Below are 12,750 nucleotides of genomic sequence, written 5' to 3' on the forward strand. Positions count from 1 at the left end.
ACCTATGCACTAACGTTCACGTTATTCACACAGCATCACGGTGTGTGGGGCGACTGCAGCGCTCTGCCCGTGATCGCACATTCTTTGGCATGCGCACATTCGCGCGTGCTTTCTCTGGGGGTAGTACTTCCGTGAAGCTCCGTACCACTGTGGCCACCGCTGTGGCCGCGACCGCCGCCGTCCTCGCCGTCGGCGCCGCCCCGGCGAACGCGGCCACCGCCGCCAAGGTCAACCCGCAGCTGAGCCTCTCCGCCAGCACGCAGAACGCCACCTACGGTCAGACCATCACCCTGACCGCCCACCTGGGCAAGACCGCGTCCAACCGCACCGTCTCCATCTACCGCAGCCCGGTCGGCGAGGCGGCCAACCAGGTCGTCAAGACCGGCAAGGTCGACAGCTCCGGCAACCTGCGCGTCTCGCTCTGGATGGGCCGCAACACCGGCTTCACCGTCAAGTTCGCTGGCGACGCCGGCGACAACGCGGCCAGCCGCAGCGTCTACGTCCACGACGCGGCCGTGGTCAGCGCCTCCATGGTCAAGGCCGACTACTCCCAGAGCGGTTGGGCCTACTACCACGTCGGCAGCCAGCACTTCCCGACCTTCGCCGGCAAGGTCTCCCCGAACAAGGCCAATGAGCCGATCAACATCCACCTGCAGGTCTACTACAAGGGCGCGTGGGTGAACGCGTACGCGGCCCAGGCTTTCCAGCTCGACTCCAGCTCCTCCTTCGGCGTGTACTGGAAGGGGCTGAACGCCGGCTGGTCCTGGCGCGTCGCGGCGACCTTCAACGGTGACAGCACGAACAGCGGTTCCGGCTACGCCTGGCACTACTTCAAGACCGTCAAGTAAGCCCCAGCCAGGAAACCCTCAGCGCAGGGTCGCGTACAGGGCCGTGGCGTCGTCCTTGGCCTTGCCGCGCGGCCAGCGTGCGCACGCCGGGTCCGAGGCCTCGGCCTCGCGGACCCGGCGGAGGAGTTCGGCCGGGCCGCGCTGGTCCATCAGACGCATCGCGTCGGGCCAGCCGCCCAGGTCGAACCGGTCCACGAACCTCGCCGCCCCGTCGGTGAGCGCCGCGAACGCGCGGAGCTCGCCGAGCGGGGCGGCGCCCGTCTCCGCGTGCTCCGCCGCGCGCGGCAGCGCGGAGGCCACCCACGGGCCGTGGCCAGTGTTGCGGGCGGCCCGGACGGCGAGCGCATAGCGCATGTGCAGGGAGGCCCGCTCCGGACTGCCGTGGGCCGCCGCGTGGACCTGGCGGCGCAGCCCCTCGCCCGCCGGGAAGGGCTGGTTGTCCCCGACGACGGCATAGGTGCCGTCGCGGTCCAGCACCAGCTGGGAGTCGCCGAGCACCAGGTACTGGAGCCCGGGCCCGTGCGCGCGGGCCGCCACCACCATGGCCGCCGGCGTGTTCGGATGCCCGAGATCGCAGCGGGCGCCGTGCAGGGACGCGGTCTCGGCGATCGCGTCGCTCAGACACTGCGCCATCGTCCGGTCCGGGCGGTCGACCAGACGGGCCAGCAGGTGCACGCCCAGCCGCCGGACGAACCAGGCCGTGCCGTGCTCGCAGCCGTTCTCCATCGCGACGGGCGAGCTGCAGCCGTCCAGCAGCACGAACGCGTCGCCGCTGCTGGCGACGAAGTCCTCCGAGGGGCGGTCGCCCCGTTGCGGTTCCCCCGCTATCTCCACGCGCATGCAGTCAGTGTGAGACGGCACGCCGGGCAATGGGAGTCGTTTGACGTACCATCACCCACAATTCGGCTGGTTCGTACACTTGTCCCGAAAGCTGCTGAACTCTCCCACCGAGTCGGCCGCGAGCACGGCGTGCCCGATCGCGCGGGTGACGGTGTCGGCGGCGGCGGCGTAGAGCTCGTTGAGCGCGCCGGCCTCGAGGTGGACGGCGAAGGCGGGATCCCCCTCCGGGAGGGGCAGCGGGCGGGCGCCGGAGGCGAGGACGAACACGGTGTCACCGTCCGAGAGCAGGTGCACCGGGCGCAGCGCGCGGGCGAGGCCGTCGTGGGCGGTCCCGGCGAGCTTCTGGGCCTGCGCCTTGGTGAGGGTCGTGTCGGTGGCGACGACCACGAGCGTGGTGTTGAGGGAGGGCCCCTCGTCGGCCGTGGACGGCGCGGAGGGCTCCGCCCGGAGGTCCGGGAACTCCCCCGGCCGCCCGAAGCGGGCGGCGTAGAGCTCGCCCGTCGCCGGGTCGACCGCCGAGCCGACGGCGTTGACGGCCACGACCGCGCCGAGGGTCGCCCCGGAGGGCAGCCGGACCGAGGCCGTGCCGATGCCGCCCTTGAGCCCGCCCACGACCGCGCCCGTGCCCGCGCCGACGTTGCCCTGCGCGACGGGCGCGTCGGTGGCCGCGTCGGCCGCGTCGCGGCCGAGCGCGGCGTCGGGGCGGGCCTTCCAGTCGCCGCCCCGCCCCAGGTCGAACAACGCGGCGGCCGGCACGACCGGCACCACCTGCGACGGCTCCGCGCCGACGCGGAACCCGCGTCCCCGCTCCTCCAGCCACCCGACGACGCCTCCGGCGGCGTCCAGCCCGAAGGCGCTGCCGCCGGTCAGCAGGACCGCGTCCACGCGCTGCACGAGGTTGCGCGGGTCCAGCGCGTCCGTCTCCCGCGTCCCGGGGCCCCCGCCGCGCACGTCCACCGCCGCGACGGCCCCGCCCTCCGGCGCGAGCACGACCGTGACGCCGGTCAGCGCGCCGTCACCTGCGCGGTGGGCATGCCCGACCCGGAACCCGGGGACGTCGGTGAGGGAGTTGGTCGGCGTGCCGTCGTCTGCCATGCCGTCAGCTTGGCATCCGGGCCTTGGGAAGCGCAGCACCTCAAGGGGCGCGGGGCTCTGCCGATGTACCGCTCCGCCGATGTGCCGCTCCGCCGATGTGCCGCTCCGCCGCGTGGGCGCGAGCAACCACCCTGTGCGGACGGCCCTGCGCACGGAGGACCGTGCTCACAGTCAGTGGTCACTCGCGCAAATCCCCGCGCCCCTGGGCGGTGCCCCTGCCGGGAGGAGCGAACAGGCGGGCGGCAGGGTGCTGAGTACGATGAAAACCATGGTCTCCAGAGCCGCCGCGTCCACGCACGACGACGCCCCCGCCGCGCCCGCGCTCGACGCGGTGGAGGCCGAGCGTGTGGCCGGGACGCTGCAGGCCCTCGCGACGCCCTCGCGGCTGCGCATCCTGTCGCGGCTGCGGCAGGGCCCCTGCACGCCGAGCGAGCTCGCCGCCGACGTGGACATGGAGCAGTCGTCCTGCTCCCACCAGCTGCGGCTGCTGCGCAACCTCGGGCTGGTGGTGCGGGAGCGCCAGGGGCGGTCGGTGGTGTACGCGCTCTACGACGACCACGTCTCCGCGCTGCTGGACCAGGCCGTCTACCACGTCGCGCACCTGCGCGTCGGCGGAGTCGGCGGGGTCAGCGCCGGGGAGGAATGAGCGGGCTCGGCTCACCGCGCCGGACGGCGCCGGGCGCGCGGCGGGCGGGGCCGCCGCCCCGGTGGGAGGAGGCGAGCTGCCAGGGGACGCTGATGACCATCACGCCCGGCATGAACAGCAGCCGGCTCTTGAGCCACAGCGCGGACTGGTTGTGCAGCGGCTGTTCCCACCAGTGGCCGACGACGTACTCGGGGATGAAGACGGCGACCGCGTCCCTCGGGGAGTCCCTGCGCAGGCCGCGCACGTACGTCACGACCGGCTTGGTGATCTCCCGGAAGGGCGAGTCGAGGACCTTGAGCGGGATGTCGATGTCGAACTCGTCCCACTGCCGCTCCAGCTCGGTCGCCTCGTCGCGGTCGACGGCCGCGGTGACCGCCTCCAGCACGTCCGGGCGGAGCGCCTCCGCGTAGCCGATGGCGCGCAGGGTGGCCTTGTGCAGCTTGGAGACCAGCACCACGCCGTGCACCCGGCCCGGCCGGGTGAACTCCTCGGCGGTGGCGTCGACGGCGAGCTCGTCCGCGACGTCGTCGTAGTGCCGGTGAATGGCCCTCATGTTGACGAAGAGGAAGATCGCGGCGACCACGGCCAGCCACGCGCCCTGGGTGAACTTGGTGGCCATCACGATGACCAGGACCAGCGCGGTGACGCACGCGCCGAAGCCGTTGATGATCCGGGACCGCTTCGCCGCCGCCCGTGTCCTCGGCTCCGCCTCCCCGCGCAGCAGCTCGTTCCAGTGCCGGACCATGCCGATCTGCGAGAGCGTGAAGGAGGTGAAGACGCCGAGGATGTAGAGGTGGATCAGGTCGGTGACGTTCGCCTTGTAGGCGACCAGCAGGGCGACGTTGACCAGGGCCAGCGCCAGGATTCCGTTGGAGAAGGCGAGCCGGTCGCCGCGGGTGTGCAGTTGGCGGGGCAGGTAGCGGTGCTGCGCGAGGATCGAGGCCAGCAGCGGGAAGCCGTTGAAGGCGGTGTTCGCGGCCAGGACCAGGACCAGGGCGGTGGCGGCCTGGATGTAGTAGAAGAGCACGCTGTGGTCGCCGCCGAAGATCGCCGCGGCGAGCTGGGCGATGACCGTCTGCTGCGGAGCCGTCGAGCAGTTGGGGAAACCGACGAGCTGGCAGCCGTTGTTCGTGATGTGGATCTTCGAGGTCAGCGACAGCACGGTGATCCCGGCGAACATCACCACGGCCGTGATGCCCATGGCGGCCATGGTCTGCGCGGCGTTGCGGCTCTTGGGCCTGCGGAAGGCGGGGACGCCGTTGGAGATCGCCTCGACGCCGGTCAGCGCGGTACAGCCGGAGGCGAAGGCGCGGAGCGCGAGCATCAGCAGGGCGAAGCCGGCGAGCGTGTTGTTGTGGTCCGTCGGCGTGATCGGGTACTTCGCGCTGGAGGCGACCGGGCTGTGGCCGAAGGCCATCTTGACGAAGCCGGTGATGATCATGAGCAGGATGCCGGCGATGAACAGGTAGGTCGGGGTGGCGAAGGCCTTGCCGGACTCGCGCACGCCCCGCAGGTTCACCGCCGCCAGCAACACGACGAAGAGCACCGCCATCAGCACGCGGTAGGACGCCAGCGCGGTGAAGGCCGAGATGATGTTGTCGACGCCGGAGGCGACGGAGACGGCGACGGTCATCACGTAGTCGACGAGCAGCGCCGCCGCGACGACCAGGCCGGCGTTGGGTCCGAGGTTCGAGGAGACCACTTCGTAGGAGCCGCCGCCGCTCGGGTAGGCGTAGACGACCTGACGGTAGGACAGCACCACCACCGCCATCAGCAGCACGACGCCGAGGCCGATCCACGGGGTCAGGTAGAGGAAGGCCGTGCCGCCGACGGTCAGGACCAGCAGGATCTCCTGGGTGGCGTAGGCGACCGAGGAGAGCGGGTCGGAGGCGAAGATCGGCAGCGCGACGCGCTTCGGCAGCAGCGTCTCGCCGATCTCCTCGCTGCTCATCGCCCGGCCGATCAGCAGCCGCTTCACCACCTGAGGGATGTTCACCACGAACCGAGACTAGGCGAAAACGGATATACAGGGTCTTTCCGGCGCGCGGTGGGGGCGGCTTGGGCGGCGTGGGCGGCTTGGGCGGCGTGGGGACGGTGCCGAGACGACGCAGGGACCGCGCAGGGACCGCGCAGGGACTGCGCAGGGACGGCGGCGCAGCACGGCGGGGGTCCGCCGACGGCCGCATCAGGATCCCGTAGGAGCGGCGCCCGGCGACGTTAGAAGACCATCAGGAACGCTCCGGGATCGCGCCCCCGCACGCCAGCATGGGGGCTCGACCGCTCGACGACCACCACGACGCACATCCCCCGGGAGGGGTCATGTCGGCAGCCACCGCCGCCACCGAAGAGTCCACGCCGCATCCGATACCCGCGGCCGCCGACCCCGCGGAGAAGCACCGCCTCTCCGCGCTCGGCGGCCTGGCCGCGCTCTCCCTGGACGCCATGGCGTCCGTGGCGTACGGGCCCGAGGCGATCGTGCTGGTGCTGGCCACCGCCGGCGCGCACGGGCTCGGCTTCACCCTCCCGGTCACCCTCGCGATCGCCGCGCTGCTGGCCGTGCTGACCTTCTCCTACCGCCAGGTCATCGCCGCGTTCCCGGACGGCGGCGGCTCCTACGCCGTCGCCAAGACCCACCTCGGCCACCGCACCGCGCTGGTCGCGGCGGCATCCCTGGTCATCGACTACGTGCTGAACGTGGCCGTCTCGGTGACGGCCGGCGTGGCCGCGCTGACCTCCGCGTTCCCGTCCCTGTACGGACAGCGCGTGTGGATCTGCCTGGCCGTGCTGGCGCTGGTCACCGCGATCAACCTGCGCGGCATCGCCGAGTCGGCGCGCGCCTTCATGATCCCGACGGCGGTCTTCGTCGCGTCGATCCTCGGCGTCATCGTCGTCGGCCTGTTCCGCGCCCACCCGGTCGCGCTGCTGGCCGCCGGGCACAGCTCCGTCGTCGCCTCCAACGCCACCTCCGTCGGCGTCCTGCTGCTGCTTCGCGCGTTCGCGTCCGGCTGCTCCGCGCTGACGGGCGTCGAGGCGATCGCCAACGCGGTCCCCTCGTTCCGCGTGCCGCGCGTCAAGCGCGCCCAGCACACCGAGATCGCCCTGGGCGGGCTGCTCGGCGTGATGCTGATCGGGCTGGCCGTGCTCATCGGCCGGTTCCACCTTCAACCGCGCGACGGCGTCACCGTGCTGGCCCAGCTGACCGACGCCTCCTTCGGCCACGGCTTCCTCTTCTACCTGGTGCAGTTCGCCACCATGGTGCTGCTGGCGCTCGCCGCGAACACCTCCTTCGGCGGCCTGCCGGTGCTGCTGCGGCTGCTGGCCCGTGACCACCACCTGCCGCACGTCTTCGCGCTCCGCGCGGACCACCAGGTCTACCGGCACGGCGTGCTGGCGCTGGCCGGGGCCTCGGCCGTGCTGCTGGTCGCCTCCGGCGGCGACGTGAACAGCCTCGTCCCGCTGTTCGCGATCGGCGTCTTCGTCGGCTTCACCATCGCCCAGGTCGGCATGGTCCGGCACTGGTGGCTCTCCCGCTGCGCCGGCTGGCGCGGCAAGGCGGCCGTGAACGGATTCGGCGCGCTGCTGACCGCGGCGGCCACGGTGGTCGAGACGCTGACGAAGTTCACCGAGGGCGCCTGGCTGGTCGTCACCCTGCTGCCGCTGCTGGTCCTGCTGTTCACCGCCGTCCGGCGCGGCTACGCCAGGATCGGCGAGAAGCTGGAGCTGGGCGTCGTCCCGGCAGCGCCGGAGCCGCGCCACTCGCTCGTCGTCGTCCCCGTGGGCGCGCTGTCGCGCCTGACGCGCGAGGCGCTGTCCGCGGCGGTCTCGCTCGGCGACGAGGTGGTCGCCGTGACGGTCGTCCCCGGCGAGGCGGACGAGGAGGAGCGCGCGGCGGCGGAGTCCCTGCGGCGGGACTGGGAGCTGTGGCAGCCCGGGGTCCCGCTCGTCGAGATCCCCTCGGCCCGCCGCGAGTTGGCCAGGCCGCTCGTGCGGTACGTGCGGGAGCTGCGCGCGGAGGACGGCGGGCACGCGTACGACCGCGTCACCGTCCTGGTGCCGGAGGTCGAGCCGGAGCACTGGTGGACCTGGCCCCTGCACAACCAGCGCGGCGCGCTGATCAGCCGGGCCGTGCGACGCGGTACGGACGCCACCGTCTGCCGACTGCGGCTGCGACTGAACGGATAGGACCGCCCAAGAGCGGACGGGAGGCCGAAATCCGACCTTCGGCGCAAGGGGTACACGCCGAGGAAAGTGCGTCGCCGCAGGTCAGTGGTGGCTGCTAGGCTCCGCCTGCGCCATGGGGGGGAGCCCGAGGCCGCCGCCGGCTCGCCCGCCAGGGCTTGAGCACAGGACCTTCGGCACGCGGCATCGGTCGGCACCGTCCGTGCGCGATTCGAGACGTTCCTCCTGAGGGAGAGCCTGTGCTGTCCGACCGTTCCCGGGCACTGAGCACGGCCGCCGCGGCTTTCACCGCGGCGGCCGTCGCCGTCGCCCTGACCGTGACCGGCAGTGCCGTCGCCACGGCCGCCACCGCCACCGGGACCACCCCGGCGAGCAGCGGCGCCGCGGGCATCGGCACGCCGGTCGACTTCCCCGGCACCACCGCCTCCGCGCCGGCCGCGGAGACGCTGATCAGCGCGGGGAGCACCGGGTTCCTGCACCAGCGCGCAGGCAGCAACGACCTGCTGTGGACCCGATACGACACCGGCGCGACCGTCACGGCCTTCACGCTGTCCCCGCGCGTCGTCCCGGCGAACCTCCGGCTGACGATCCCCGGGGAGTTCGGGGCCGGCTCCGACGTCGTCGCGTCCTTCGACTGGAGCACCCAGTCCTCGGTCACGCTCTACGACATGGGCGCGGGCGGCGCGCAGAGCGTCGTGTCGCTCAACGGGCTGATGTACAAGGGAACGTACGGCAGCACCGTGGTGGCGGTCGGCCTCGCCGGCTCCGCAGCCGGGCCGGGCGTGCACCTGCTCACTCCGGACGGGGCGGGCGGGACCAAGGACGTCCTGGTCACCGGCCTGCCGGCCGCGGCCGCGGGACGGGCGACCCAGGTGTTGGCCGGCGACGCCTCCGCGGTCGTGGTCCAGTACACGGACGCCTCCGGCTACCACCAGGCCCTGGTCGACCTGACCTCGGGCGCCGCCACCCCGGTCAGCCTCAACGCCCCTGCCGCGTCCGTCCTCCCCGCACAGGTGGCCCTCTCGCCCACCTCGATCGTGTTCTGGGCCGGGGGCGGCAGCGCCGTCCACGTCTTCTCCCGGTCGGACGTCTCGGCCGCGCCCGTGGCCGTGCAGACCCCGGCGAACTCGGTGAGCCAGCCCACCCCTTCCGTCGCCGAGGTCGGCGGGGCCGTCCTGGCGGTCCAGAACCCGCGAGCGGCGGCGCTCAGCGGCGGCGCGCTGACGGCGACGCCGGAAGCGGGCGGGGCGAACACCTCGCTGCTCGCGGTGACCGACGACGCCTTGCTCCCCACGCCCGACGGCGGCGCCCTGATCGCGGGCACCACCCAGGGCGGCGAGTGGGGGTTCTACCGGGTCGCCCCGGGGTCCTCCGGACCGGCCGCCACGGAGGTCACCCCGCTCTACCGCGCGCCGTCCCCCGTCGCGGGCCTCGCGTTGGAGCGTGGCACGGCCACGGTGTGGAGCGCCGACTCCGGGACGATCTGGAGCCGCACGCTCACGGGCGGAGCCTTCGGCGCGCCGACGCGCATCGCGTCCACCGGAACGGCGTACGGGCCGATCATCGCGACCGGCGACGGCCAGGTGGTGTACGCCGACGGCGGGGCCCTCGTCAAGGCGGGCAGCTCCGGCACAAGCGGCGGCGTCGGATCGCCCACCGGTTCGCCCGTCGACGCCGACGGACGCTACGCGCTCTCCGACAGCGGCGCGCTGATCGCCTCGGACTTCGGGGCCCACGACATCCTCGGACCGGTCGGCGCTCCCGCCAAGCCCTCGGGGCAGCGTCCGGGCGCCGTATGGGGCGGCTTCGCCTACGTCGGCTCCGGTCGGACGGGCGCCGTCACCATCGAGGACCTGGCCCACCAGCGGGTGGCCGGCGTCGTCGACAGCGGCGCGCCCTGCGTCGCCCCCGAGGTCCAGGTCGTCGGCCGCTGGCTGTACTGGACCTGCGACACCCACACGGCCGGCATCCTCGACATGGCCGACGGGGCCCGTTACCGGCTGCCGGCGAGCGGCGCCGGTTACGACGACGCGCTGCTGGGCGACGGCTTCGTCGTCCACCACGACGCGACGGCCGGGCAGTTGGTGCTCGACGATGTCCACACCGACGCGGACGCCTCGACTACGACGGTGGCCGCGCTCGGCGGCGGGACCACGGCGCCCGACCGCGACCTGTCCTGGACCGTGGACCGCTACAGCGACGAGCTCGGCTGGCACGGCGACGACAACGTCTTCGACGTCGCGCCCGTCGTCGGCATCCCCGCTTCCGCCGCGTGGACCCCGACACCCGGCAAGGCCGCCTCCGTGCCCGCGTGGGTGACGCCGGTGGCGTTCACCTACGGCCAGGGCCTGACGGACTTCCACGAGTGCTCGGGCGTCCTGATGGCGCCGATCCGCGTGCTCGCCACGGCCGACTGCTACACCGGCCACGGCAGCAACAGCTTCGGCTGGAACTACAACCGCTCCACCGGCACGCTCAATGGCGGCGGCAGCAACCCCTCGTACCTGCTCGACCAGCGCTACAACGCGGCGACGGGGCAGGACGACGTCAGTGTGACGCGCTCCTACGACAACCCGTCGAAGAGCGTCGCCGTCCTCGCAGGAGCGTCCGACGGCGCCCTGTACCGTCCCGGCACCACTGCGACCTTCTACTCCTGGTCCACGCTGGGTTGGGGCGGCTCGGGCGGCATCCGCACCCCGCATGTGGAGACGGTGCAGCTCCAGTCCGCGGCGACCTGCGCGCAGCTCCTCGGCCACGCGCTGCCGTCCGGCTCCATCTGCACGGCCCCGGCCCCGGGCGCGGCCTGGGTGGCGCCGCAGGACCAGTGCACGGGTGACGCGGGCGGCGCGCTCGTCGCCGGCGGCAAGGTGATCGCGACGTCCGCGACGCCCGAGAGCTCCTGCGCTTCCACCTCGGTCCGCGTCTACACGGCGACGGCACCCAAGATCGCCTTGGAGCGCGGCTGGAGCCGGGACCTCGGCGTGTCCAACTACGGCATGGGCTTCGGGGGCATCACCGCGAAGTCCTCCGACGGCCTGCTGACCGCCTTCTGCTCCAGTGACATGCACGGCTGCCTCAACGGCGGCGTGGGCCAGCTGAGCGACATCCAGAAGCAGTTCAACCTCGTGCTCGCCGCGGGCGACATGGACGGGGACGGCAACCTCGACCTTCTCATCCGCAGCAAGTCGGGCGCGCTGTACCGGTTCTGGGGCCTGGGCGTGGGCGTTGTCGAGCTGAACAGCAACAAGAAGACCCTGCTGGGCACCGGTTGGAACCAGTACACCCGCATCCTCGCCCCCGGCGACCTCACCGGTGACGGGATCACCGACGTGGTGGCCATCGACCACTCCGGCGTGATGTGGCTCTACCCCGGCACCGCGAACGGCGGTCTCGGCAGCCGGATCCGGGTCAGCAGCGGCTGGAACTCCTTCAACCTCGTGGCCGGGAACGGCGACCTGACCGGCGACGGCATCGCCGACCTGGTGGCGCGGGACTCCGGCGGGCGGCTGTGGACCTTCGTGGGCGACGGCCACGGCGGGTTCCAGGCGCACCACGTGTACGTCGGCTCGGGCTGGGGCCGCTACAACGCCGTCGTCCTCGGCGGCGACCTGGACGGGCAGGGCCACGAGCAGCTCATCGGCCGCCTGCCCAACGGCCAGTGCTACCTCTACACCTCCAACGGCGCGGGCGGCTTCACCTCCAACGGCGCGGTCGGCGGCAACAACTGGGAGCGCTACGCCCAGCTGAGCTGAGCCCGGGCGCGGACACACGCACTCGCGCACTCGCGCACAAGCCCCAGGGCGCGGATCCTCCGCCCCTGGGGCTTCGCCACGCTAGGACGGCGTATAGATGCGCCCGGCTCGCGTATGGAACCCGTCAAGATTGCACAACCCACCCGCCCGCCGCGGGTGTGATGGCGGGGTGTTCGAGGAATCCGCCCCCGCGTCGATGCCGACGCCCCTGCTGTTCGTGGTCGCCTTCGGCGTCGCGTTGGCGGCGTCGGTGTTCGTGGGTGCGGTGACGACGCCCCGGCACGCCGTGGTGGGGCTGGTCCTGGTGGGCGCCGCCTGCGTCGGCGTGGCGCGGCGGGGCAGGGACCTGCGGGCGGCGCTGGTGATCGCGCCGGTCTTCTGGCTCTGCTTCGACGGGTTCGTCGAGCACCGGGACGGCGTCCTCGGCTGGGACGGCTGGACGGAGGCGTGGCGGCTCGCCGCGCTGCTGGGCGCGGCGCTGCTGCCGCTGCTCGTGCGCGGGGCACGCGGGTTGTGGAGCGCGCGGACGCGGTTCCGGCGGGCCTCGCTGGAGTGGTTCGAGCCCGAGATGCCCGAGCGGAAGCACCCCTCCGCCTGGAACTGAAGGCGGCTCAGCCCGCCGACCGACCCGCGAGGATCCGCGCCCGGCAGGACGCGGGCGTCCCCCACGCGTCCCGCAGCGGACGGGCCTTGCGCAGCCACAGGGACAGGTCCAGCTCCTCCGTGTAGCCGATCGCCCCGTGCAGTTGCAGAGCCGCCCGTGCCGCGGTGCAGGCCGCCTCTCCCGAGGCGACCTTCGCCATGGCGATGTCGACGGGGTCGAGCGACAGCGCCGCCGCGTGGACGAGCGGCTGCGCGAACTCCAGCGCGATCAGCACGTCCGCGAGGCGGTGCTTGACCGCCTGGAAGGAGCCGACCGCGACACCGAACTGGCGCCGCTGGCGCACGTAGGCGACGGTCTGCTCCAGCAGGGCCCGCCCGAGGCCCAACGCCTGCGCCGCCGTCGCGAGCGCGGCCCACGCCCGCGCCTGCCCGACGGCCGCGGCGACCTGCGGACCGCGTGCGAGCAGCTCTCCGCTCGCGGCAGGAGCGGCAGGAGCGAAGAGGCGCCGGACCGGATCGTGCGAGGGCGCCTCAGGGCCGGGCCCGGCCGCCGACCACAGCTCCTCCCCCGCCTCCCCGGCGACGACGAGGATCACGTCCGCGACATCGGCGTCGAGCGCGTAGCCGCCGCCCACGCGCAGAGTCGCGAGTGCGCTGCCGGACGCGAGACGCAGCAGCCACGCCCCGGCGTGCGCAGCACAGCCGCCCACACCGCCCCGGTCGGACCCCGCCCCGCCGCCGACCCCCGGGTCGCCGAGCCCCGCGAGGCCCGGCCTCGCCCCAACGG

The 12,750-nt window shown here is 73.2% G+C and carries 9 protein-coding genes; 5 read left to right on the forward strand and 4 right to left on the reverse strand.

Annotation, left to right across the window (positions count from 1 at the left end):
• Positions 1 to 131 precede the first annotated feature (131 nt).
• Positions 132 to 848: a hypothetical protein gene (locus tag TR50_RS21015; RefSeq protein ID WP_152648519.1), complete on the forward strand. Its 717-nt coding sequence runs from the start codon at positions 132 to 134 to the stop codon at positions 846 to 848.
• 18 nt (positions 849 to 866) lie between these two features.
• Here the strand turns inward: TR50_RS21015 and TR50_RS21020 are convergent, their stop codons facing one another.
• Both TR50_RS21020 and TR50_RS21025 read right to left on the reverse strand, forming a co-directional pair.
• Positions 867 to 1,688, reverse strand: a complete 822-nt coding sequence (locus TR50_RS21020; RefSeq protein ID WP_042423615.1) for a protein phosphatase 2C domain-containing protein — start codon at positions 1,686 to 1,688, stop codon at positions 867 to 869.
• 51 nt (positions 1,689 to 1,739) lie between these two features.
• Complete coding sequence (locus tag TR50_RS21025) at positions 1,740 to 2,783, reverse strand: P1 family peptidase (RefSeq protein ID WP_042423619.1); 1,044 nt, start codon at positions 2,781 to 2,783, stop codon at positions 1,740 to 1,742.
• A gap of 268 nt (positions 2,784 to 3,051) precedes the next feature.
• On the opposite strand from TR50_RS21025, the gene TR50_RS21030 reads away from it, so the two are divergent.
• A complete protein-coding gene (locus TR50_RS21030) occupies positions 3,052 to 3,429 on the forward strand; it encodes an ArsR/SmtB family transcription factor (RefSeq protein ID WP_042423622.1) in 378 nt (125 codons plus the stop codon).
• On the opposite strand, the gene TR50_RS21035 is transcribed toward TR50_RS21030, so the two are convergent.
• The gene (locus TR50_RS21035) at positions 3,410 to 5,380 is read right to left on the reverse strand and encodes an APC family permease (RefSeq protein ID WP_152648523.1); all 1,971 of its coding nucleotides are present in this window, start codon (positions 5,378 to 5,380) and stop codon (positions 3,410 to 3,412) included. The two genes, TR50_RS21030 and TR50_RS21035, sit on opposite strands and share 20 nt — an antisense overlap.
• Positions 5,381 to 5,748: 368 nt before the next feature.
• On the opposite strand from TR50_RS21035, the gene TR50_RS21040 reads away from it, so the two are divergent.
• The 3 genes from TR50_RS21040 to TR50_RS21050 all read left to right on the forward strand — a co-directional run bounded on the left by TR50_RS21040 (position 5,749) and on the right by TR50_RS21050 (position 11,964).
• Complete coding sequence (locus tag TR50_RS21040) at positions 5,749 to 7,611, forward strand: APC family permease (protein WP_042423629.1); 1,863 nt, start codon at positions 5,749 to 5,751, stop codon at positions 7,609 to 7,611.
• Between the two features lie 236 nt (positions 7,612 to 7,847).
• Positions 7,848 to 11,360 carry an FG-GAP-like repeat-containing protein gene (locus tag TR50_RS21045; protein ID WP_042423632.1) on the forward strand — a complete coding sequence of 1,171 codons (3,513 nt, stop codon included), beginning with the start codon at positions 7,848 to 7,850 and terminating at the stop codon, positions 11,358 to 11,360.
• Between the two features lie 169 nt (positions 11,361 to 11,529).
• Positions 11,530 to 11,964: a hypothetical protein gene (locus TR50_RS21050; protein WP_152648520.1), complete on the forward strand. Its 435-nt coding sequence runs from the start codon at positions 11,530 to 11,532 to the stop codon at positions 11,962 to 11,964.
• 7 nt (positions 11,965 to 11,971) lie between these two features.
• On the opposite strand, the gene TR50_RS21055 is transcribed toward TR50_RS21050, so the two are convergent.
• Positions 11,972 to 12,750 (reverse strand): acyl-CoA dehydrogenase family protein (locus TR50_RS21055; protein WP_042423714.1); only part of this gene is annotated, 779 nt, incomplete at its 5' end.

The organism is Streptacidiphilus anmyonensis (assembly GCF_000787855.1).
Lineage (GTDB): Bacteria > Actinomycetota > Actinomycetes > Streptomycetales > Streptomycetaceae > Streptacidiphilus > Streptacidiphilus anmyonensis.